This window comes from Oceanobacillus sp. CAU 1775 (assembly GCF_054482815.1).
Genome location: NZ_JBTLRO010000008.1, coordinates 26920 through 48916 on the forward strand (window position 1 = coordinate 26920; position 21997 = coordinate 48916).

Below are 21997 nucleotides of genomic sequence, written 5' to 3' on the forward strand. Positions count from 1 at the left end.
TCTATATTTAAAAGAATGATTCATTCTTTAGACTAAACAAGCCCTCCTAAGGTTAAGTTGCATATTAGGAGGGTTGTTTATTTTCTATTTAGTAGATATTAAATTATTCTTGGTCTTCGTCTTTCTTACCAACTAGTTCTGGTTCTGCTGGAGCATCTTCATCTGTTGTTTCAGGCTCTTCAGCAGCTGGTGGTACTACAGTAACAATTACAGCATCCTCATCTTCCAAGAACTCATATTTACCTGATTCTGGAAGGTCTGCGATTGAGATAGAATCACCAATTGCAAGTTCAGATACATCTATATTGATTGAATCTGGAATATCTCCAGGTTTAACGCTAAGTAGTACTTCGAATAATGGCTGTTGTAGTACTCCACCTTCTTTAGTTCCTACAGGTTCGCCTTCTACAACAACTTGTACAGAAACTTCTCTTGCTTCGTCAAGGTCAACAATGTAGAAGTCTACGTGTACTAATGAATCTTTTACTGGATCCATTTGGTAGTCTTGAAGCATAACACTTACAGTTTTAGCTCCATCAACATCTAGATCAATAATTGCGTTTCTTCCTTCGTCACGAAGTGTTTTAAGTAGATCAATACTGCTTACTGCAATACTTAATGTTTCTTTTTCTTTACCATAAACGACAGCTGGAACTTGTCCTTTATTTCTTAATCCTTTTGTTTCTGAACTCGATAAACTTTCTCTTTGACTTGCTTGTAATTTTATAGCCATAACTATCATCCTCCAAATTTAATTAAACAAACTTATATTACCCTAATTCTATATAGCAAAAACTTAATCAAATAAAATACTTACAGATTGCTGTTCATGCACACGAATAATCGCCTCACCAATTAATGGTGCAACCGATAATACAGTTACTTTATCCATTTGTTTATCTTCAGTAAGTGGAATACTATTCGTTACTACTAATTCTTTTATTTGAGAGTTACTAATCCGCTCAATCGCTGGGCCAGATAAAACTGGGTGTGTACAACAAGCATACACTTCTGTCGCTCCATTTTCAATCAATGCATCTGCAGCAAGTGTAATTGTGCCACCCGTATCAATAATATCATCTATCAGGATTGCCGTCTTACCTTCCACGTTTCCTATAATATTCATTACTTCAGAAACATTCGGACGTGGTCTACGTTTATCTATAATACCAATCGGTGTTTTTAAGCGCTCCGCAAGTTTTCTAGCTCGTGTTACCCCTCCATGATCAGGAGATACTACAATAACGTCTTGGAGACCTTTTTTCTCAAAGTAATCCGAAAGAATTGGAACACCTTGTAGGTGATCAATTGGAATATTAAAAAACCCTTGAATCTGTGGTGCATGTAAATCTAAGGTGATGACACGTGTTGCGCCAGCAGTTTCTAAAATATCTGCTACTAGTTTTGCAGCGATTGGTTCACGTGAACGTGCTTTGCGATCCTGTCTTGCATATCCGTAATATGGCATCACGATATTTATAGATTTTGCAGAAGCTCGTTTTAATGCATCGACCATAATGAGTAGTTCCATTACATGATCATTTACTGGTGCACAAGTTGATTGTACAACAAAAACATCACTGCCACGGATACTTTCATCAATATTAATTTGTACTTCCCCATCACTAAAACGTGAAACAGTCGATTTCCCTAAGGGTACCCCTATGTGATCAGCAATACTTTCTGCTAATTCAGGGTTTGAGTTTAGTGCAAAAACCTTTAACGATCCGTCTGCATAATTAGATGCCATGAATAAACCCTCCGTTAGTCTTTTTTTCGGCCTTTTATTTTTTCAACATAACCTTCTTTATTTGCCTGTCTTGCTCTAGCAATTGATAGTGCATTCTCTGGTACATCCCGATTAATTGTTGAACCAGCAGCCACATAAGCGCCTTTACCTATTGTAACTGGTGCAATTAGGTTAGAATTGCAACCAATAAACGCATCATCTTCAATTGTCGTCAGGTGTTTGTTTTGACCGTCATAGTTTACTGTTATTGTACCACAACCTACGTTAACATTGCGCCCTACATTTGCATCGCCAATATAACTTAAATGTGACACTTTACTATGCTCGCCAAGCGTTGACTTCTTCACTTCTACAAAATTACCAAGTTTTGCATGATTACCGATAACTGATTCTGGACGAATATGTGCATATGGGCCAACATTTACATTCTCACCAATCTCACTATCATGGACAACACTTTGTTTAACCGTCGTACCCATACCAACTTGACTATTAACAATTTCACTATTTGGTCCTATGACAGAGTCCTCTTTAATTACTGTCTTACCAGATAGAGTTGTTCCTGGAAGAATCGTGACGTCTCTCTCAATTACCACATCTGGACCTATATATGTATGATCTGGATCAATGAGGGCTACACCATTACGCATATGTTTCTCATTAATGCGTTTTTTCATTATATTCTCTGCTTGAGCAAGTGCGACACGGTCATTTATACCAAGTGTTTCTTCAAAATCATTCGTAATGAAAGCAGAAATCTTTTTCCCTTGGTTACGAAGGATTTCTATTACATCTGGTAAATAATATTCCCCTTGTGCGTTCTCATTCGTTACTTGCTTCAGTGCAGCAAATAATTCCTTGTTATTGAAGCAGTACGTACCTGTATTGATTTCATTAATAAGAAGTTCCGCATCTGATGCATCTTTATGCTCGACAATGCGTGAAACATCATCCTCGGCATTACGAACAACCCTCCCATATCCAGCAGGGTCTGGTGCTACTGATGTTAAAATGGTTGCACTTGATCCGGATTCTTCATGATATTTGAAAAGCTCAGCAAACGTTTCGCCTGTAATTAATGGTGTATCACCACAAGCTACAATCGTTGTACCTTCAAGATCATTCAATAATCCTTCAGCTTGTTGAACGGCATGGCCTGTTCCTAATTGTTCTTCTTGAATAACGAATTGACTACTGTCGCCTATTTCTTCTTTTACTTTTTCCGCTCCGAAACCGACAACTGTAATTAATTTATCTAGATGAACAGCATTTAAATTTTGAATCACATGCTGTACCATTGGCTTTCCAACAACGGGATGCAGGACTTTATATAACTTCGACTTCATCCGTGTACCTTGACCTGCAGCAAGAATTACAGCATAACGTTTCGTCATAAGGAAACCTCCATCGTCTCTATTTATCAGAGTCAATTTCATAATTACCAAGAACTTCTATCTCATTCTACATATTGTTAAAAACGGTTCAATTTAATTTATATGTAGAATGAGATAGACTAAAATAGGAATTATGGAATTGATTAATCATTATAAAATATAACGCAAAACCCTTCATTTTTCAAGGATTGTGTAAGGAATATAGAATAAAACTAATAAAAAAAGAGGCTAATCTATTTTGATTAGTCCCCTTTGATTTAATTAATAGAATCAAGAAGCTCCTGCTTCTTCTAATTCTACTTCGCTTTCTCCCGATAGATGATATGCTTTTAGCACTGCCTCTTGAATTTTATTTCTTGTACCTGAATTAATTGGATGTGCTATATCCCTGAATTCCCCATCAGGAGTACGTTTCGATGGCATTGCTACAAATAATCCATTATTCCCGTCAATTACCCGAATATCATGCACAACGAATTCCTCATCAAGCGTAATCGATGCGATCGCACGCATTCTGCCCTCTGTGTTTACACGGCGTAATCTTACATCAGTAACTTCCACGATGCTTCACCACCTTTTCGATTTGAACTCCACTGTTATATTTCAACATAACTATTTAAAATCCTGCTTTTCTGAGTAAAAAAATTGAAATAAATTAATTTTACTCAAAAATCAATTAATATTCATAGAATTAGTAACAATTTAGGAAAAATAGCATAGAAAAAACCTCTACATATGAACATTGGACGTGTTCTTTACATAGAGGTTTATTTTATATTCCCAACTACTACTTCGATTGCCTTTTTACCAGGATCTACATTTGTAATTTTTACGAGAGATGTATAGTTCTTCACTCTTCTCTCTTCATCTTCATCATCCGCTTCCGCAAAAACACCGATTGCTTTCACTTCCGCGTTAAATTCTGCAAGTAGGTCGGTAATACCAGTTATCGTTCCTCCAGCTTTCATGAAGTCATCAATAATACAGACATTCGAACCTTCAGGTAGACTTCGTTTTGGTAAGACCATTGTTTGAATTTTTCTTGATGAACCTGATACATAATTGATACTAACAGACGGGCCTTCCGTTACTTTAGGGTCTCTTCTCGCAATAACTACAGGAACATTTAAAAAGGAAGCTACTGCGTATGCTAATGGAATTCCTTTTGTTGCTACAGTCACGACGGCATCAATCTCTAAATCGCTAAATTTAGAAGCCAGTACCCTACCAATATCACGAACGGTAGTAGGATCACCCAATAGGTCACTCATATATAAATAACCGCCTGGTAAGATGCGCTCAGGATCTGTTAATTTTTCGCAAAGCTCGTTAATAAATGCTTGGTCACGTGATTCTCCAGTTGTGGGAATATACGAGACACCGCCACCCGCTCCAGTCGAACGATTCAAGTATCCCAATTGTTGTTCCGCAAAAACTGTATGAATAATATCTAAATCCTCACTTATCGATGATTTCGTTGTCCGACATAGATTTACGAAATAAGATAATTGGATATGTTTCCGGGGATTTTCCAGAAAAAAGTTCGTTAAGATAACTAAACGGTGACTTCTCTTCATTTTTTCACCTCAAAACCGTATATTTGTATCTTAATATACCATTTTCATACGTGTTTTGGCAATCCTTATCCAATTAATCGAACCATATAAACTTCTTTGCAGAAACCACGCATCCCATTATAAATACGTGTTGCTTTTTTATGCTGCTCTATCAATCCATAAACAGTCGGGCCAGTCCCACTCATTAACACTCCTGGAGCACCGAGCTGTTGCATCTTCTGCTTGATTCGTGCTACTTCTGGATGTAAACCGCTTGTAATCGGTTCTAATGCATTTCCCATATAATTACAAATACCAGAAAAGTTACGTTCATGAAGTGCTTCAATTAAAGCTGCGTTATTTGGGTGGTTTAATTCATCGACATTCACTTGGGCAAAGATTGTTCTGGTGGATACACCAATATCAGGTTTTGCTAAAACAACCCAGCAAGGCGGCGGGGAAGGTAGTTCTTCAATAATATCCCCGAAACCTTTTGCTATTGCAGTCCTGCCATATAAACTGAAAGGGGTGTCAGATCCACATTTACCTGCAAGCGGTGTAAGTTCTTCAAGTGTCAAATTCATTTCCCATAAACGATTCAATCCCCGTAAAACAGCTGCTGCATCAGTTGTTCCGCCACCTAGTCCCGCAGAAACTGGAATATTTTTCTCTATTTTAATGTGTACGCCTTTATCAATTTGAAATTTTTCTTTAAAAATTCTTGCTGCCCTATATGCTAAATTGCGCTCATCATTCGGAACATAACGACTTTCCAAAGAAACCTGAATTTCATCCTCTTCTAGGGAGGTTAATTCAATTCGATCTGCTAAGTCTATTGTCGTCATAATCATTTCCACATCATGATATTCATCAACTTCTCGTTTCTTTAGAACATCAAGGGATAAATTTATTTTTGCTGGTGCTTTTTCGATGATGGTCATAACCTCTCACCTGCCTATACAATCAAAAGTTATTCAAATTGTATCATATTCTAAGAAACCTGCGCACCCCTAGTGTGTATGTAATGGAAAATAAAGAAAAAGCAAACCCCTATTGGGATTTGCCTTTTTGTACACTTTCTTCCGCCATCTGGATGGCGCGCTTCACCATATTTCCAGCGTCACGCGACTTGATTCCGCCCCAGCCTTCACGCTGCACTGTGTCGTAAAACCCTAACTCCTTAGCTATTTCTTCTTTCAGTTGGTCTGACATCATACCTCTTCGTCTTCCCATGAAAAAACAACTCCTTTTTGTTATGACTTACGACACACTTAGTATGGACTCGAAGCGTTATATTAGACGATGTAGTAATAGGTTATCGTTCCAATTATAAGCAAAAAAAAGAGCCTAGACAAATGTCTATTGCTCTACTAAGATTACTTTTGCTCTGTCATCTAAAAACTTTAATTCCACGGTCTCTGTAAGAACGTCTGCATAGCTGTAAGAAACACGCTCGAATGCATTTTCGTCTTGATCAAGTTCTACAATAAATACCGAAGGATACGTTTCTGCTAATACTCCGGATCTGATAATGGTTTTACGTCTGCCACCATTTGCTTTTAGTTTTAGGCGTTTACCAATTCGACCGTCAAGACCTTGCTTTATTTCGTTCAATGTTTTAGCCAATAGAGTCCACCTCACTACTGTATATCATATCATAATACCACCTTTTAGTCAAATAAAGCTAAATATTATAACAGTATTACATTTTGTCTGTCAATATATAAAATAACTTATTTCCAGTATTATGCCTATTTGTTAAGATTTTATGTATTGTATTTGCTTATTCTTATTTTTTATCCTCAAAAAACAAGAAAAACGGCTTGAGAACTTTTTAACTCTCGCCGTTTTTTTAGATATTAAAACAGTGTCATATCATCTTCTTTATCTTCTTCTACTGTTTGTTTTCCACTGTTCTCTTCCACGTAAGGCATGCCTGTTCGAAGGAGTCCGCGGGTTTCTACGCCGCCCATTCCTTTTTCGCCAGTTAACGTATTTCTGAGTGCCTCCCAAACGTTTACACTTTCCATAAATGGTGTGTAAGCAATTTTTGCAGCAATATAAACAGGGTCTAGTGCGTGGATATTAATACGATGTGGTGAACTCGCAAAATTTGCTCCTGCTCGGATTAAGGATTCAAAATGAGATTGGCATGCTCCAGCAAATATAAAAAGCTGATCAAGGTTTCGATTGACTGCTCTTGCTTCTCTAACTGCTTCTACAAAATATTTGGAGTTGCGATAAGCCTTTAATTCTTTCTTATTCCCATTGTTTTTCGAATAAGCATCATGACCAGTAATAATAACAATGTCTGGCTGAATTCTTTCAATTAACGCTCCAATTTCGATTGGCATATCTTTTTCCAATAAATGCACGCCATGTACTTGTAGACCAACACGTTGATATAATGCAATGCATTTTCTTAAATAGATTGGGTCTCCGTCTAAATGGAGTACTTTGGCTGGTATTTTAAATTGTGCAGCTTCACGTTTGTAACCACCTGAAACTTGATATGTTTTTTTCTCCCTCATGAGTTGATAATCTTGGCGAAATAAACGAAAAGAAAATTCCTCTTTTTCGATTGCTAACTTTTGTCTCGTTTCTAAATCAGATTTAGCCGTCACTTTTAAGTCGTCCACTGGTGCATCTGCTTGAAGTCGCATTTCAACTCCATGTAGCTGTACGGTTTGATTATTTATACGATAAACACGAAAAAGCAAATCATGTTTGTACGATTTGCGTGTTACAATATCTCCAACTTTCACACTCATACCTACACCCCATAGCCTAACATTACTTGTATAGACTATGAGGGAGGATTTAAATTGGTGCGAAATAGAAAAAGTTTATTGTTTTGGTTTATTCTAAGGCTAACGAATTGCTCGAGCATAGGTATTTGGTGCTTTTACCTCTCCTGTTATTGCCTTAATTGCATGTAAGCCCCAGTATGGGTCATTCAACATCCCTCTGCCAATCGCGACTAAATCAGCATCTTCATTCGCTAACGTCGCTTCTACCAGTTCTGGACTCTCTAACATGCCAACAGCAATGACTGGTATATTTAACTTTTCTCTAAAGGCTCTTGCAAATGGTACTTGATAGCCTGGATAGTTACCTGGCTTTAATTTCCCTGGCATTCCTTCTCCACCAGAAGATAAATGGAAGACATCAATCCCTGCCTCTTTAAACTTCTCAGCCATTTGGATCGCATAGTCAATATCATAACCACCATCGACATACTCAATTGCTGACATTCGCATAAATAAAGGCATATCTTTTGGTATAACAGCTTTTACAGCGCGAATGACTTCAACTCCAAATTTAGAACGATCTTCTCCGTAAGCATCTGTTCTTTTGTTAAGGGTCGGTGAAGTAAATTGATGGATTAAGTAACCATGCGCCCCATGAATTTCAATTGTATCAAAACCAGCTTCTATAGCTCTTCTTGCTGCATCTTGGAACTGCTGCACTAATTCTTCTATTTCTTCTAGGGTCAAGGCTTGTGCTTTTTTCTTATCTTTAGAAGTTTCATCAATCTGACTGGAAGGTCCAACCGCTTGTATTGCGTCTCGTGCCTTAATGCCTGCGTGTGCCAGTTGAATTCCAATTTTCGCATCATATTGATGAACTTCATCGACGATTCGCTTGTAAGCCGGGATCTGTTCGTCTTCCCACAATCCTAAATCTTGGTTCGTAATCCTGCCTTCTGGTGTTACGCTTGTTGCTTCAACAAGCACCAAAGCCGTTCCACCTACTGCTCGAGAAACATAATGGACGTAATGCCATTCATTTGGAACCCCGTCTTCTCTCTCTACACAAAATTGGCACATTGGCGCCATAACGATTCTATTTTTAAGTGATAAATTTTTAATTTCAAATGGTGTTGCAATTTTATTCATTAAAATATCCCCTTATGTAAAACTTGATAAGTACGAATGATACCAGAAGTTAGAGCTAACGCTTGAAACAATAATGAACGAGCGTATCCTGTAATTGAAATCCTGCATTAAAATATAGACGATTTGCCGATTCATTTGGAGCATCTACCGTCAATTGAATCTCAGTAAACTCAGGGTAAGAGAAAATATCATAGAGAACTTCCCGTAATAATAGTGTTCCTAAGCCCTGTCCACGAAAGTCAGAAGAAATACTAATATATTCTAAAGATGCATCCTCTAGCTCCCTATCCAGCTCAAAATATGCATAACCTTGCATTTCTCCCGTTTCATTCTTAAGAACTTTGAGAATGTTTCCTTCGCCAAGTCTGCTTATAATCGTTGCAGCATCATAATATGTATCCGGAAAAGCTTCGTTATGCAGTTTTGTAAAGGCTGCTTCATCCACCGCTTCAAAAGGAACACTTCGAAGTGGCTGATTCACACTAATATCAGCTTTTCTAACTTTTAACTGAAGATGCTTGTCATGCTCTTTTGCCTTTATTTTACTCATAAATTGTCGTTGCTGTATGTTTTCTTCATTTATAAAAAAATCGAACGTATTTATTTTTGGATATTCCTTTAATAGTTGGTTCCATAATTGAAGTTGAATCTCTGTGTTTTCCGTTTTATTAAAGGGACCCCAAACCTCAGCTTCAGATTCGTCTATATCCAAGCCAATCGCAGCAAGAAGATTTCCAGCTTGATCTTTTGCAATATAAAAATGGAGAGAGCCGTCTTCTTGCATAAAATCTTCTTGTAATGCAGCTAAATTCCAATCAAGCTCTCTGCCACAGTACCCAATATGTGTTTGTTTATCTTGATTCGCATCTGTTATAAATGATGCTAGCTCATGTATATCATTTGCTTTCTCAATAAATAGCCTCATCTATTTACTCTCCTCATAGAATGCGTTCGCAAGTTTAGCAAACTCCTCCATATCTAATGATTCCCCGCGTCGCGTGCCATCAATTTCGACTTTCTGTAGCACGACATCAATTGCAGCTTTATCATGTGTCTCCGCAAAGTAATTTGCTAAATTATTTCTTAGGGTCTTTCTTCTCTGCGCAAAGCTCGCTTTCACAACGCCAAAGAAAAAGTCTTCATTTTCAACTTGAACTGGTGGTTCTTTTCTTACTTTCAATTGCAAAATGCTTGAATCCACGTTTGGTTGTGGGTTAAATACAGTCTTCGGCACAGTCATGACAACTTTTGCTTCTGTATAATATTGAATCGCAACTGTTAAAGAACCATAGCTTTTACTATTGGGTTTTGCTGCCATGCGATCTGCAACTTCTTTTTGAATCATCACAGTAATGCTTTCAACAGGAAGTTGGTCATGTAATAATTTCATTAAAATTGGCGTCGTAATATAGTAAGGAAGATTCGCTACAATATGGATTGGCTGGTTTTCTTTAAAATGCGTGCCTATCACGGCTTTGATATCTGCTTCAAGAATATCTTGGTGAATTACCTCAATATTATCGTAATCACTTAAGGTGTCTCTTAAAATAGGTAATAAACGCTGATCGATTTCAAAGGCAACTACCTTATCTGCATGAATGGCTAATTGCTCTGTTAGCGCACCAATTCCAGGACCGATTTCAATCGCTCCTGCAGTTTTATCAATTTCAGCATAGTTAATAATATTTTCTAATATATTTACGTCGATTAAAAAGTTTTGTCCGAGACTCTTTTTAAAGGAGAACTTGTACTTATTTAAAATTGCCTTGGTTCTTGAAGGTGTTGCAATATATTTCTTTGTCATTTGTTATCCTCCTTGCGAATCGTTTCAATCGCAGCATCGAATTCTTTTTTGGAGATTTGAAACTGATTTAATCTTTTTAAAAGCTGCTTCCCGTTCGTATGCCCTATTTTTAAATACTCGCCGAGCCTGCGTCTTCTTTCACTCGCCTCGCTCACACCGATCAGTCGATTATTTACGAGGTCTTCTTTTGTTATTTCTCCTGTTGTTTGTTCCGTAAGTTCATACACCTTACTTAAGGCCAAACGAATGGATTCAGGGCTAGCATGCTCAATTCCTAAGCTATTATGAAGCGGATTCTTCGCACGCGCCTCATCTTGCGTTAAGAAGGCATGCTTACATCCTGGGACTGCTTGATCAACGATATGCCGAATCCTTTGACCTGGGTAATCGGGATCTGTAAAAATAATTACCCCACGCTTCTTCTTAGCATGCCTAATTCGTTCGATAATTTCTTTATTGATTGCAGAGCCGTTCGTTTCGATTGTATCTGCTTCCATTGCTTGTTGGATTTTCGCTGTATCATCTTTACCCTCAACAACAATAATTTCTTTAATTTTCAAAAGTATATCCTCCGTAAATAAAGTTCAAAGGCGTAAGCGCCCGTTTAGCGACGTACAAACTGTAGTGCTTCGCAATGAGATAAAGGAAACACGACGAACGTAGTGAGTCGATGTTGACTTATCGATTGGAGAAGTGCGAAGTTTGATAGTCGTTGGGTGCTGGAGCCGGACGTGGCTATCTCTCAAGTATAAAGTTAGCCATAAAGTTCAAATTTTATAGTCTCTTATATTAAAAATAAAGCTCCTCCCATGATTTTAGCACGGGAGGAGCAGGATTTCCTATCTATATATGAATTAGTTAATAATTTTCACTTTAACTGTACGGACACCCCAGCTATATGCTGCAGATTTATTCGGTACATGAATATCGATACGGTTACCTTTAATTGCGCCACCTGTATCTCCCGCAATTGCTTCACCATAACCTTCAACCCAAACTTTTGACCCTAAAGGAATCACATTTGGATCAACTGCAATGACTTTCATGTTCGGGTTCGCTTTTAGGTTGATACCTGTCGCAGTAATCCCTGAACAACCATTACATGAAGCAGTAAATGCACTTGCAGTAACTGTAATTGTATTCCCACCAGATGGTGCTGGTGCGTTATTCGACTTGCTTGAAAGTGTTGTTAAGTTAGATGCAGACTTTTGCACAGGTTCTTTTGTACCAACTGCAATAACCTTATTAATGCTATCTTTCTTCACTTCTTTTTCAACAAGTTCACGGGCAATCTCTTTGCCATTTTCTTTTGTAATCTTATATTTTTTGATAACTTGACCTTCTTGGCCTTCTTTAATTACTCTCTCTTTACCTTTTAATAAAGAACTATCTTGTTTCTTCTCTGTTTGAAAAGCTACTGCTTCTTCTACTTCTTCATTCTCTGTAGTGATTCGAGTGATAGAGATTTCCATATCTTTTTTGACTTCTTCGTTTAATGCTGGCTTGATTTTATCCTCATCATTCAGTTCAATCGCGTAATTCTCGAGTAAATCTTCGACTGTTCCACCAGTTGCTTGAACTGTTAGGGATTCTCCGCCATCATCAAGTGCTACATCAAAAGCTTTGATCACGTTAATTTCTAGTCCGCTCTCAATTGCTACCGATTCTTCATGTGAGATATCATCATGTTCTGAAAAGGTAAGATTCTCTTCTTTATAAAATTCTTGAATTGTATCTGCTGTTGTATAGAAAACTTCTGCATTGCCATCAATAACTACGGTAAGTTTCTTTGCTGTTTTATAATCAATTGTCATACCGTTTTCTACTGGTGCATCCAAGTTATGCGATAACGCATCATGCGCACCAATTGTAATTCCTGCTTCTGCAAATAACTCTTCCACCGTTTTCTTATGTGTTTGAACAACTTGTTCTTCTCCGTTGTCATTAATCACAACCTCAGCTTTAGTAGCTTCAAATACGACATACCCAGAAAATAAAACAAGCGCTAAGACACCAATTGTCGAAAGAATCATTTTCGTTTTTGATGCCAGCAATAGCTTATGAATAAATTTCATGCTCCTGCCTCCTTGTACGAAATCGATTATATAAATAGGTATATGTAAAGTCTAGGCATTTCCGTTTACAATCAAATTACAATTAGATTACATTTCTCGTGAAAATGATAACTTATTTTTAACAATCGACTCTTAAATCAGTGGTAGCAAGGTGTTTAGAATTAACAGAATAGTTTATCGTTTAGTTAAATCCTTTAATAGTCTTCATTGATTTTTCCAAGATTATCTAGAAATACGACAAATATTACGGTTTTATTTCAAAAAAACCAATAATTCCTCCTACTTTTTTACTACTTTTTCTTAACAGATGAAAATTAGGAAATATCGTCGAATAACCGTATTTTTGCATGAAAAAAGCATTCCGAGGTGGAATCTATTTTCCACCTTTGGAATGCTTTTATATGTTCTATTTAATCTTAAATAATCGAAAAGCATTTTCAGTTGTCGCTTGAGCAACCTCTTCTACTGAAATACCTCGTAGCTCAGCAATTTTTTCTGCTACTAAGCGTACATAGCTTGGTTCGTTTCGTTTGCCTCGATTTGGATGTGGCGCAAGAAATGGTGCATCTGTTTCAATCAACAAGCGGTCCATTGGCACTTCTTTTGCGACCTCTTTTGGTAATGTTGCGTTTTTAAATGTCACAGGTCCACCAAGGGATATATAAAAATTCATATCAAGACAAGCCTGCACATACTCCACAGAATCATTGTAGCAATGCATAATTCCTCCAATGGTTCCTGCATCTTCGTCTTGAAGGATTCGAATTATATCTTCTGTTGCTTCACGATTATGGATGACTATTGGCATTTGCAGCTTCTTTGCCAGACGAATTTGCTTACGAAAAACTTCCTCTTGGATATCCTTTGGTGATTTATCCCAATGGTAATCGAGACCCATTTCACCTAATGCTACAACTTTTGGATGCTCGGAAAGCTCTTCAATCCAAGTTAAGTCTGAATCGTTCATGTCAATTGCATCAACTGGGTGCCAGCCAATAGCAGCGTAGATGTTTTCATATGCTTCAGCAATCTCAATGGCAAGTGGAATTGTTTCATGATCAAATCCTACGACGACCATATACTCGACACCTGCATCAAATGCTCGTTGAATCGTAGCTTCACGATCTTCCTTGAATTGTCGAGCATTTAAGTGTACATGTGTATCAAACAACATTGTGATTTCATCCTTTTTTGGAGATTTTATATCTTTTTTTCTTTTCATAACTTTCTTCAGCGTATCTAACTATGATCTGGAGGTCCGTAGCCCCGATACACCTTCGCTTTCCGTGGGCGGCTAATGAGCTACCTCAGACGCAAGCGTCCTCGGCATCTCATTAAAGCCTTTGCCCCCACAGGAGTCTTCGGTGTATCGGGGCTACTCCCAGGAAATATTTTAACTATATTGTTTTGCTTAATTTAGTAAATACACTTCAGAATAAGTGTGATAACAATTCATAATCTCATGCATTTATAATTTTTAGCACTAATTACATTACTAAATTACTTTTTTTAGAGTACTTATGATATCGGTGAGCCGTTTGCTACGTTGGTTGGGGCTTCGATGATTTGTAGTTTGCCGTTATCTTCTGTAGAGAGGATCATTCCTTGGCTGATTTCACCGCGCATTTTACGTGGCTTCAGGTTAGCGACGATTACAACTTTTTTCCCAACTAATTCTTCTGGGTTAGGATAAAACTCTGCGATACCTGAAAGGATTTGGCGGTGTGCTTTATCACCTGCATCAAGTCGGAATTTAAGTAATTTATCTGCACCTTCTACTTTGCTACATTCGATTACTTCAGCAACTTTTAACTCTACTCTGTCAAATTGTTCGAATTTAACTTCCTTATCTTTAATAGAGACAAGTTCTGTATCTTCTGGATTCCAATCTTCTTCGCCTTCTTCTGTCGTAGCACCTGCGCCCATTTGTTCACGGATATAATCTGCTTCTTCTTCCGTATCTAGACGAGGGAAAATTGGTGTACCTTTTTTAACAACCTTTGCATCTTCTGGGAAATTACCGAATGAAACGGCATCCCACTCACTTAGACCAGCTTCCCGAAGACCTAGTTGTTCAAAAATCTTCTTCGGTGCGTGTGTTAAGAATGGTTGTAGGAGCATTGCCGATGTACGCAATGTTTCAGCTAAATGAAGCATTACACTGCCTAGTTCTGCTTTGCTATCCTCTTCTTTAGCCAGATTCCATGGCTCTGTTTCATCAATATATTTATTTGCACGAGAGATTAACTTCCATACTTCACTTAAAGCACTGCTAAATTGCATTCTTTCCATTTCAACTTGATACTTCGCAATTGTTTTTGCAGCTGTCTCTTCAAGCGCTTGATCAAAAGCAGATGAATCTCCTTTTGAGGTTGGCACTTCACCATCAAAGTATTTATTAATCATCGCAACTGTACGGTTTAATAAGTTTCCTAAGTCATTAGCTAAATCATAATTCACCCTGGAAACGAAATCCTCAGGAGTAAATACTCCATCGCTTCCAAATGTTACTTCACGCATTAAGTAGTAACGAAGTGCGTCTAAACCATAACGCTCTACAAGCATTTCAGGGTAAACAACGTTCCCTTTAGATTTTGACATCTTTCCGTCCTTCATTAAGAGCCATCCATGACCAAATATTTTCTTCGGCAATGGTAAGTCTAACGCCATCAACATAATTGGCCAATAAATCGTATGGAAACGCACGATTTCTTTTCCAACCATATGCACATCAGCAGGCCAGTATTTATCAAATAATGTTTTGTCATCTGTACCATAACCAAGTGCTGTAATATAGTTTGCTAATGCATCAATCCATACATAAACAACGTGCTTTGGATTACTCGGCACTTTAATTCCCCAAGAAAATACAGTACGTGATACTGCTAGGTCTTCTAAACCTGGTTTAATAAAGTTATTAACCATCTCATTTTTACGAGATTCAGGCTGAATAAAATCAGGATGCTCATTATAATATTCCAATAAACGATCCGAATACTTACTCATTTTAAAGAAATAAGATTCCTCTTTAATTAATTCTACTGGATGTCCACTATCTGGAGATTTTCCAGCGATGACATTTCCATCTGCATCATGTTCTACATCTACTAACTGTGATTCTGTGTAGAAGGTCTCATCGGGAATCGAGTACCAACCTTCATATTCATCTAAGTATATATCCCCTTGTTCAAGGAAACGTTCAAAGATGGCAGCTACTACTTCCTTATGAACTGGATCTGTTGTCCGAATGAATTTATCATTGCTTATCTCAAGCAGTTTCCAGAGTTTTTTCATGCTCTCTGCCATTTCATCTACATAATCTTGCGGACTTACATTTAGTTCATCTGCTTTTTGTTCAATTTTTTGCCCGTGCTCGTCACTACCCGTTAGGTAAAATACATCATAGCCAGTCATACGCTTGTATCTTGCCATTACGTCACAAGCAATTGTCGAATAAGCATTTCCAATGTGAAGCTTCCCACTTGGATAATAAATTGGTGTTGTTATATAAAATGTTTTCTTCTGTTCCATACCGAACCTCCTCATTACTAATACTATTATAGTACAAAATGAAACTTTAATCAGTAATAGTTTTCCTACTTTCCTCACCTTTCATTTTTTTCCTCAATGTCGTTAAAGAAAATAAATATACTTTTATTCTGAATATTTATCCTTGTACCTATTGACATTATTAACTTATCTATACATAATATAATCAAGATTTACAAATTTTTATAATCTTGTAAAATTAAATTTGTCGTTAAGTAATATTGGTTTTTTCATATTATATTTAAATTATGAAAAAAATATATTTTCTACTTGAAGAGTTTTAGCTTGTAAAGTGGCAAAATATAAATTTTCTAATTAATGTATATCTTGTGAATAGTCATTGACAAGAATTTACGAAGTTGTTATTCTAAGCATGGGGAATAATGCTAGTAAAAATAGAGAAGGAATCATTGATTTCCTAGCATTTATCTAATAAAAAGAAAAAAAGAGATGAGAAGAGTGGAGCTCAAAATATCCATTTTTCACACAATTGGGGAGGAAAAAAATGAAATCTACTGGAATTGTTCGCAAAGTTGATGAACTTGGTCGTGTAGTAATTCCGATTGAGCTTCGCCGTACGCTCGACATTCAAGAAAAGGATCCAATCGAGATCTATGTGGATGACGATAAAATTATTTTAAAGAAGTTTTCTTCAAGAATGACTTGTCAGGTTACTGGGGAAGTATCTGATGACAACCTACTACTTGCAGGCGGGAAACTTATATTAAGTAAAGAGGGCGCAGAAAGTTTACTCAAAGAAATAGAATCTCGCATTAAATAAGTGAATGATGATTCACCTTATGATACAGGAGATTTTCTGAAAGAAATAAAAGGGGTTATAATAGAAAAACTGGGTGTGTTTACCCAGTTTTTATTTTTATTCTTCTATATGATAGGCTTGATAGACGTCACGCTTTGGTATTTTTCGGTCGACGGCTGTTTTCTTTATTGCTTCTTTATTTGATAGAGATTCCTCATTGATATAATGATTAACATGGTCAATTATCGTTAAGTCATTCCACCATTCGACCGCTATTTCCGCAGAAGCTTCCTCGGCTGAAGCACCTTCAATAACGAGGACAAACTCACCCCTCAACTCATTCGTTGTTGCCCAATCAAGTACTTCTTCTACTGTACCGCGAACATATTCTTCAAAACGTTTTGTTAGCTCACGTGCAATTGCTACTTGCCGATTCCCTAGTTCACTTTGGATTGCTTGTAATGTATCCTTTACACGAAACGGGGATTCATAAAAAATTATCGTAGTTGGTAGTCTTTTTAATTGCTGTAGCACGTTTTCTTTGTCTTTTTTCTTCCTTGGTAAAAACCCATAAAAATAAAAAGTATCTGTTGGAAGTCCCGAACCCACAAGAGCTTGAAGTGCAGCATTTGCACCAGGCAGTACGATAACTCTTACACCCTCAGCAATTGCTTCTTGAACGAGTTCGTAGCCAGGGTCAGATATTGCTGGCATTCCTGCATCGCTAACAAGTGCAATTTGCGCTCCGTCTTTGGCTTTAGCGATTAGAGATCCCGTTTTTTCCTTTATATTATGCTCATGATAGCTTGTTAATGGAGTTGAAATCTCAAAGTAATTTAGTAGCTTTTTCGTATTTCTCGTGTCTTCAGCTGCAATCAATTCAACCGTTTTTAATGTATTTAGAGCACGATACGTTATATCTTCTAGATTACCAATTGGAGTTGGAACAATGTGAATCGCACCAGCATTTTCATTTTCAAAGCTTTTTTGAATCTTCATGCCTTCGCACTTCCTCTTTTATGAATTAACCGATTTTTTTCCATACGTGATAGCTTTTTAACTTCATATTCTCTGCGCATTGCTTCTTCTTTTGTGAGAAAAGCTTCTGTATAAACAACCTCAAAAGGGCCACGTCCTCGGGTATACTTTGCACCTTTTCCCTCTGTATGCATCTTTAAACGGTTTGGAAGATCATTTGTATAGCCTGTATATAGCGTATTATCCTTACATTTCAATATATAAACGAGGTGAATCCTATCTTCCATAGATAATTGCCTCAGCTTCTTTTGTATAAGAGCCGTCATTTTGGTAGATGTAGAGAGGTGGAAGGATTTTAATATCTGCCTTTCCATCACGAATCCCTTCAACTAATAGCATATTCGCTTCCTTACCCTCTTTTGGGTAAACGAATTGAATGCGTTTTGGCTCTAATTTATATTCTCGAAATAAAGTAATGATATCAATTAATCTACCTGGACGGTGTACCATTGCGACCTTCCCACCTGGGCGAACATGCAGCTTACAAGCACGAACGACATCCTCTAACGTAGCGTACACTTCATGTCTCGCGATCGTTAGAAATTCATTTTCATTATGTTCAGTTGCACTTGGTGAACGAAAATATGGCGGATTACAAGTAACTACGTCGAAGCTACTTTGTCCGAGAATAGGCTGCATTTCTTTAAGGTCACCATGGATAACATCTAGCTGGTCGTTTAATTTATTTAAAGTAATACTGCGTTCAGCCATGCTAAAGATTCTTTCTTGAATTTCGACGCCTGTTATTTTAGCTTGCGTGCGCTTTGATAGCAGTAAGGGAATTGCTCCATTCCCTGTGCAAAGGTCTAAAATTTTCCCGCGTTTAAAGGGGATGCTGGCGAAGTGTGCAAGTAGTACAGCATCTAATGAGAAGGCGAATGCCGTTGGGCTCTGGATAATTTGCATCGAGTCATCTGCCAATAAATAATCGACTCGCTCATCATCATATAATTTAACCATCATCATTCCTCCTTTTCCTTGATTATTATTCGTTAGTAGTGAGATTTTATTGGTATTTGTTTGTTTTATGTATTTGGTTTTTTTATTGGCCAACAAAACGGTGATTGCTGAAATTGATGGCCGATGAAACCAATCTATCGGTCAACAAAATGCGAATTGCTGAAATTGGTGGCTGATAAAGTCAGTCTATCGGTCGACAAAAGGCGGATTGCTGAAATTGATGGCCGATAAAGCCAGTCTATCGGTCGACAAAAGGCGGATTGCTGAAATTGATGGCCGATAAAGCCAGTCTATCGGTCGACAAAAGGCGGATTGCTGAAATTGATGGCCGATGAAATCAATCTATCGGTCAACAAAATGCGGATTGCCGGAATTGATGGCCGATAAAACCAGTCTACCGGTCAACAAAAAGCCATTCGCCAAAATTGATAGCCGATAAAAAATGAAAACTGCCCCTAGAGGCAGTTTAGTTGTTCGTTAAGTTCGTTTTGCAAAGAAATCGAGACAGAAGATGCAATCTTCATTTTGTCTTGGGCTACCGAATTCGAGATTACATATGTGGAATCCTTCTTCGTACAAGCGGGCAAGGTTATCATGTCCCTCACCAGGTAAAAGACTTTTCTTAGAAGCTTTACCCTCTTTTTTTGCAGCTTCCGTTTCTTCATTTGTCTGTTCTAAATGATCGCGTAAATTATGATTTTCAACTTGGAGTCGGTGGTTTTCTTCAAGGATGCTACTTAGTCTACCTTTCAGATCACCGAGTTGCTTATACAATTCACCAATCTGTTTTTCCATATCAGAAACTTGGTCAAATATTTGTCTATTATTCACACCAACTCACCTCTTCATCGCAATGTTACTACGAGCTAACGCATAGTAACTACCCAGTTGGTTCTATTTATTTTGTGGGTTGCGCTAATATACCTTCTTCAATTAATTCATCTAATGTATATTCGATTGTGCGTTCTTCTTTTGCTAATTCAATATGAACCACTTTTTCTAAAATATTCAAGCCTGAAACTCTGCCTTTTCCGTGAGGTGTGATAATCGTTTGCCCATAATCAGGCATTTCACGTTTAGCTTCTTCATAATGATCGTTTTCATACTTCAGACAACACATTAAGCGACCACAAAGTCCTGAAATTTTAGCTGGGTTAAGTGAAAGATTTTGATCCTTCGCCATTTTAATGGAAACAGGTTCAAAGTCTCCTAGAAAAGTAGAACAACATAGCATTCTACCACACGGTCCAATACCACCTAGCATTTTTGCTTCATCTCTTACACCGATTTGGCGTAGTTCAATTCTTGTTTTAAACATAGACGCAAGGTCTTTTACTAGATTACGGAAATCAATACGACCGTCAGCTGTGAAATAGAAGATAATCTTGTTACGGTCAAATGTATACTCAACATCTACTAGATTCATATCTAGTGAATGCTCGATAATTTTCGCTGTACAAGCATCGACTGCTTTCTTTGCTTGCGCTTGATTTTCCACAACAATTCTTTTGTCCTCATCTGTTGCGACACGAATAACTTTCTTTAATGGAAGAACAACATCTTCTTCATCTACCTTTTTATTCGCTATAACTACCTTACCAAACTCAACACCTCGAACAGTTTCTACGATGACATAATCATCTAGGGACATATCCTCTGTTCCTGGGTCAAAATAATATATTTTACCCGCTTTTTTAAAGCGGACACCAATGACATTTATCATTTCATTTTCACCTCTGAATTTGCAGTATTAACTGCTCCATTACTAATGTGGGTTGCACATTTTGTTTTATCTTACGCTTCGCCTGTAAAATCAAATTCAATACCTCTGACATACGTGCTTCGGAGTAAGTTATCGTAGCTCTTTCAACTACTTCATCATTTTCCTTAAAGAAAATCATCTCTGTTTCGTTACCGATATGGTGATACAGTATATCTCGAAGGGCAAGTAATAATAAATCAAGCCCTTGATCATGTTCTTTTCTCTCTTTGAAATGCGTGACCCAGTGACTATGTATAAATAGATAAACATTCTCTGAGTTGTTGGTCAGCATTTCTACCAATTGTAACACTCTCGTTCTTGCTTCCGCAAACCACTCGTCTTCTACTAATTCGAAGGCATCGACCATACTATTCGTCAATGCCGCCATTAACTTTGCATCCGCTTCTTTCATACCTTCAGTAATCAATAGACTCTCAAACTGCTTTGGATGAAGTGGTTTAAAATCAATCACCTGACAACGTGAGCGAATGGTTGGAATGATTGAGCCGCTACTTTCTGTTAGTAGGATTGCAGTTGTTTGCTTACTTGGTTCTTCTAAAAATTTCAATAGACTATTAGAAGCGTTCACTGTCATTGTATCTGCATCTTTAATGATGTATACCTTCTGATTCGATTCCATGCCCGAATAAGAAAATTCCTTTTGCAGATGATTGACTTGCTCTTTCGATATAGATAAACCCTCAGCTTCCACCAAATGTAAGTCTGGATGGTTCCCTGAGGAGATTCGTTTACAGTTATTGCATGTGTTACAAGGCTCACTTCCATCAGGACTTAAACAAAATAATCCTTTAGCAATGAGGTAAGCAATTGCTTCCTTCCCTGTTCCACGTTCGCCTTGAAGTAAATATGCATGAGAAATGCGACCTTTTTTAATACTATTCATAATGATTTTACTTGCCAATGGTTGTACTTCCATTGCTTCAGTCCATGTATTCATGCGTATCCTTCCCTATAAAAATTCTAGTTTACGTATATATGTTAATCAGCAATCCTTTAATCTCTCCTATGAGATCAAGGATATCTACTGTCTTTCTTTCTTGGTTCATAATTTCTTCAGTTAATTCCAGTAATTTATCATCTATTTCTTTTATAATAGCAAGCTTGCGGCTACTGCCATCAAAGCTAAAGCTATGTGATTTTTTTAATTGGTATCCGCTTGATACCGTTTCCTGTAAGAAGCCTTTGATCATATGCTTAAACTTTGCTAACTCTTTTAAAGATCTGAAACGAGCTAATTTATTCCCTTGAATGGAAATATTCTTTACGAGTTGATCTAGTTCTTGCTGTTTTAATGTTTGAGTTTGAGATTGAACAAGTCGTTGGAAAGACTGGTTCTCTAATGTCGCTTGTCGGTTGATTTTCACTTCTGCTTGCGATTTGATATCATTACTAATCTTCATTATTCACCAGTCCTCCTTTTTTTAATATT

General features: G+C 37.4%; 24 protein-coding genes. 1 reads left to right on the forward strand and 23 read right to left on the reverse strand.

The window, feature by feature from the left end; translation table 11 throughout:
* Window positions 1-103 precede the first annotated feature (103 nt).
* The 16 genes from ACXYMZ_RS13305 to metG form a co-directional block, all read right to left on the reverse strand.
* Window positions 104-733: a 50S ribosomal protein L25/general stress protein Ctc gene (locus ACXYMZ_RS13305; RefSeq protein WP_458948900.1), complete on the reverse strand. Its 630-nt coding sequence runs from the start codon at window positions 731-733 to the stop codon at window positions 104-106.
* A gap of 63 nt (window positions 734-796) precedes the next feature.
* Complete coding sequence (locus ACXYMZ_RS13310; protein ID WP_458948901.1) at window positions 797-1750, reverse strand: ribose-phosphate diphosphokinase; 954 nt, start codon at window positions 1748-1750, stop codon at window positions 797-799.
* A gap of 14 nt (window positions 1751-1764) precedes the next feature.
* The gene (gene glmU, locus ACXYMZ_RS13315; protein ID WP_458948902.1) at window positions 1765-3144 is read right to left on the reverse strand and encodes a bifunctional UDP-N-acetylglucosamine diphosphorylase/glucosamine-1-phosphate N-acetyltransferase GlmU; all 1380 of its coding nucleotides are present in this window, start codon (window positions 3142-3144) and stop codon (window positions 1765-1767) included.
* Window positions 3145-3414: 270 nt separating this feature from the next.
* The gene (gene spoVG / locus ACXYMZ_RS13320; RefSeq protein WP_458948903.1) at window positions 3415-3705 is read right to left on the reverse strand and encodes a septation regulator SpoVG; all 291 of its coding nucleotides are present in this window, start codon (window positions 3703-3705) and stop codon (window positions 3415-3417) included.
* A 206-nt stretch (window positions 3706-3911) separates the two neighbouring features.
* The gene (gene purR, locus ACXYMZ_RS13325) at window positions 3912-4721 is read right to left on the reverse strand and encodes a pur operon repressor (RefSeq protein ID WP_458948904.1); all 810 of its coding nucleotides are present in this window, start codon (window positions 4719-4721) and stop codon (window positions 3912-3914) included.
* Between the two features lie 65 nt (window positions 4722-4786).
* A complete protein-coding gene (ispE, locus tag ACXYMZ_RS13330; RefSeq protein WP_458948905.1) occupies window positions 4787-5641 on the reverse strand; it encodes a 4-(cytidine 5'-diphospho)-2-C-methyl-D-erythritol kinase in 855 nt (284 codons plus the stop codon).
* 109 nt (window positions 5642-5750) lie between these two features.
* Entirely contained in the window at window positions 5751-5933 is a 183-nt protein-coding gene (locus ACXYMZ_RS13335) for a small, acid-soluble spore protein, alpha/beta type (protein WP_458948906.1), read from the reverse strand.
* A 126-nt stretch (window positions 5934-6059) separates the two neighbouring features.
* A complete protein-coding gene (gene veg, locus ACXYMZ_RS13340) occupies window positions 6060-6326 on the reverse strand; it encodes a biofilm formation stimulator Veg (protein WP_458948907.1) in 267 nt (88 codons plus the stop codon).
* Window positions 6327-6559: 233 nt separating this feature from the next.
* Window positions 6560-7471, reverse strand: a complete 912-nt coding sequence (gene yabG, locus ACXYMZ_RS13345; RefSeq protein ID WP_458948908.1) for a sporulation peptidase YabG — start codon at window positions 7469-7471, stop codon at window positions 6560-6562.
* Between the two features lie 99 nt (window positions 7472-7570).
* Window positions 7571-8599, reverse strand: a complete 1029-nt coding sequence (locus ACXYMZ_RS13350) for an NADH:flavin oxidoreductase/NADH oxidase (RefSeq protein WP_458948909.1) — start codon at window positions 8597-8599, stop codon at window positions 7571-7573.
* Window positions 8600-8654: 55 nt separating this feature from the next.
* Complete coding sequence (locus ACXYMZ_RS13355; RefSeq protein WP_458948910.1) at window positions 8655-9524, reverse strand: GNAT family N-acetyltransferase; 870 nt, start codon at window positions 9522-9524, stop codon at window positions 8655-8657.
* A complete protein-coding gene (gene rsmA / locus ACXYMZ_RS13360) occupies window positions 9525-10403 on the reverse strand; it encodes a 16S rRNA (adenine(1518)-N(6)/adenine(1519)-N(6))-dimethyltransferase RsmA (protein ID WP_458948911.1) in 879 nt (292 codons plus the stop codon).
* Window positions 10400-10963 (reverse strand): ribonuclease M5, encoded by a 564-nt coding sequence (gene rnmV / locus ACXYMZ_RS13365; protein WP_458948912.1) that lies wholly within the window; start codon window positions 10961-10963, stop codon window positions 10400-10402. Before rnmV ends, rsmA begins: the two co-directional genes overlap by 4 nt.
* Window positions 10964-11257: 294 nt before the next feature.
* The gene (locus tag ACXYMZ_RS13370) at window positions 11258-12478 is read right to left on the reverse strand and encodes a ubiquitin-like domain-containing protein (RefSeq protein ID WP_458948913.1); all 1221 of its coding nucleotides are present in this window, start codon (window positions 12476-12478) and stop codon (window positions 11258-11260) included.
* 406 nt (window positions 12479-12884) lie between these two features.
* Entirely contained in the window at window positions 12885-13652 is a 768-nt protein-coding gene (locus ACXYMZ_RS13375) for a TatD family hydrolase (RefSeq protein WP_458948990.1), read from the reverse strand.
* A gap of 344 nt (window positions 13653-13996) precedes the next feature.
* Window positions 13997-16009: a methionine--tRNA ligase gene (gene metG, locus ACXYMZ_RS13380; RefSeq protein WP_458948914.1), complete on the reverse strand. Its 2013-nt coding sequence runs from the start codon at window positions 16007-16009 to the stop codon at window positions 13997-13999.
* Between the two features lie 523 nt (window positions 16010-16532).
* Here metG and ACXYMZ_RS13385 point away from each other — a divergent pair.
* Window positions 16533-16808: an AbrB/MazE/SpoVT family DNA-binding domain-containing protein gene (locus ACXYMZ_RS13385; RefSeq protein WP_458948915.1), complete on the forward strand. Its 276-nt coding sequence runs from the start codon at window positions 16533-16535 to the stop codon at window positions 16806-16808.
* A 96-nt stretch (window positions 16809-16904) separates the two neighbouring features.
* Here ACXYMZ_RS13385 and rsmI read toward each other — a convergent pair whose 3' ends face one another.
* From rsmI to ACXYMZ_RS13420, 7 genes are all read right to left on the reverse strand, one after another.
* A complete protein-coding gene (gene rsmI, locus ACXYMZ_RS13390) occupies window positions 16905-17786 on the reverse strand; it encodes a 16S rRNA (cytidine(1402)-2'-O)-methyltransferase (protein WP_458948916.1) in 882 nt (293 codons plus the stop codon).
* The gene (locus ACXYMZ_RS13395) at window positions 17783-18052 is read right to left on the reverse strand and encodes a GIY-YIG nuclease family protein (protein WP_458948917.1); all 270 of its coding nucleotides are present in this window, start codon (window positions 18050-18052) and stop codon (window positions 17783-17785) included. The genes rsmI and ACXYMZ_RS13395 overlap by 4 nt, the downstream gene beginning before the upstream one ends.
* Entirely contained in the window at window positions 18042-18785 is a 744-nt protein-coding gene (locus ACXYMZ_RS13400) for a tRNA1(Val) (adenine(37)-N6)-methyltransferase (protein WP_458948918.1), read from the reverse strand. Before ACXYMZ_RS13400 ends, ACXYMZ_RS13395 begins: the two co-directional genes overlap by 11 nt.
* 477 nt (window positions 18786-19262) lie before the next feature.
* Complete coding sequence (gene yabA / locus ACXYMZ_RS13405) at window positions 19263-19616, reverse strand: DNA replication initiation control protein YabA (protein WP_458948919.1); 354 nt, start codon at window positions 19614-19616, stop codon at window positions 19263-19265.
* A 67-nt stretch (window positions 19617-19683) separates the two neighbouring features.
* A complete protein-coding gene (locus ACXYMZ_RS13410; protein WP_458948920.1) occupies window positions 19684-20508 on the reverse strand; it encodes a PSP1 domain-containing protein in 825 nt (274 codons plus the stop codon).
* Window positions 20509-20515: 7 nt separating this feature from the next.
* Complete coding sequence (gene holB / locus ACXYMZ_RS13415) at window positions 20516-21505, reverse strand: DNA polymerase III subunit delta' (RefSeq protein WP_458948921.1); 990 nt, start codon at window positions 21503-21505, stop codon at window positions 20516-20518.
* A gap of 28 nt (window positions 21506-21533) precedes the next feature.
* Window positions 21534-21968, reverse strand: coding sequence for a YaaR family protein (locus ACXYMZ_RS13420; protein ID WP_458948922.1), 435 nt, complete (start codon window positions 21966-21968; stop codon window positions 21534-21536).
* Between the last annotated feature and the right edge of the window lie 29 nt (window positions 21969-21997).

Excerpts from the sequence above, each read along its gene's own strand:
- ACXYMZ_RS13375 (WP_458948990.1), bottom strand. The coding sequence starts at position 13,652 with ATGTTGTTTGATACACATGTACACTTAAATGCTCGACAATTCAAGGAA.
- ispE (WP_458948905.1), bottom strand. The coding sequence starts at position 5,641 with ATGACCATCATCGAAAAAGCACCAGCAAAAATAAATTTATCCCTTGAT.
- purR (WP_458948904.1), bottom strand. The coding sequence starts at position 4,721 with ATGAAGAGAAGTCACCGTTTAGTTATCTTAACGAACTTTTTTCTGGAA.
- rsmI (WP_458948916.1), bottom strand. The coding sequence starts at position 17,786 with ATGAAGATTCAAAAAAGCTTTGAAAATGAAAATGCTGGTGCGATTCAC.
- ACXYMZ_RS13370 (WP_458948913.1), bottom strand. The coding sequence starts at position 12,478 with ATGAAATTTATTCATAAGCTATTGCTGGCATCAAAAACGAAAATGATT.
- rsmA (WP_458948911.1), bottom strand. The coding sequence starts at position 10,403 with ATGACAAAGAAATATATTGCAACACCTTCAAGAACCAAGGCAATTTTA.
- ACXYMZ_RS13385 (WP_458948915.1), top strand. The coding sequence starts at position 16,533 with ATGAAATCTACTGGAATTGTTCGCAAAGTTGATGAACTTGGTCGTGTA.
- metG (WP_458948914.1), bottom strand. The coding sequence starts at position 16,009 with ATGGAACAGAAGAAAACATTTTATATAACAACACCAATTTATTATCCA.
- ACXYMZ_RS13310 (WP_458948901.1), bottom strand. The coding sequence starts at position 1,750 with ATGGCATCTAATTATGCAGACGGATCGTTAAAGGTTTTTGCACTAAAC.
- ACXYMZ_RS13350 (WP_458948909.1), bottom strand. The coding sequence starts at position 8,599 with ATGAATAAAATTGCAACACCATTTGAAATTAAAAATTTATCACTTAAA.
- ACXYMZ_RS13395 (WP_458948917.1), bottom strand. The coding sequence starts at position 18,052 with ATGGAAGATAGGATTCACCTCGTTTATATATTGAAATGTAAGGATAAT.
- ACXYMZ_RS13400 (WP_458948918.1), bottom strand. The coding sequence starts at position 18,785 with ATGGTTAAATTATATGATGATGAGCGAGTCGATTATTTATTGGCAGAT.
- ACXYMZ_RS13410 (WP_458948920.1), bottom strand. The coding sequence starts at position 20,508 with ATGATAAATGTCATTGGTGTCCGCTTTAAAAAAGCGGGTAAAATATAT.
- ACXYMZ_RS13335 (WP_458948906.1), bottom strand. The coding sequence starts at position 5,933 with ATGGGAAGACGAAGAGGTATGATGTCAGACCAACTGAAAGAAGAAATA.
- ACXYMZ_RS13420 (WP_458948922.1), bottom strand. The coding sequence starts at position 21,968 with ATGAAGATTAGTAATGATATCAAATCGCAAGCAGAAGTGAAAATCAAC.
- ACXYMZ_RS13355 (WP_458948910.1), bottom strand. The coding sequence starts at position 9,524 with ATGAGGCTATTTATTGAGAAAGCAAATGATATACATGAGCTAGCATCA.
- ACXYMZ_RS13305 (WP_458948900.1), bottom strand. The coding sequence starts at position 733 with ATGGCTATAAAATTACAAGCAAGTCAAAGAGAAAGTTTATCGAGTTCA.
- yabG (WP_458948908.1), bottom strand. The coding sequence starts at position 7,471 with ATGAGTGTGAAAGTTGGAGATATTGTAACACGCAAATCGTACAAACAT.
- glmU (WP_458948902.1), bottom strand. The coding sequence starts at position 3,144 with ATGACGAAACGTTATGCTGTAATTCTTGCTGCAGGTCAAGGTACACGG.
- holB (WP_458948921.1), bottom strand. The coding sequence starts at position 21,505 with ATGAATACATGGACTGAAGCAATGGAAGTACAACCATTGGCAAGTAAA.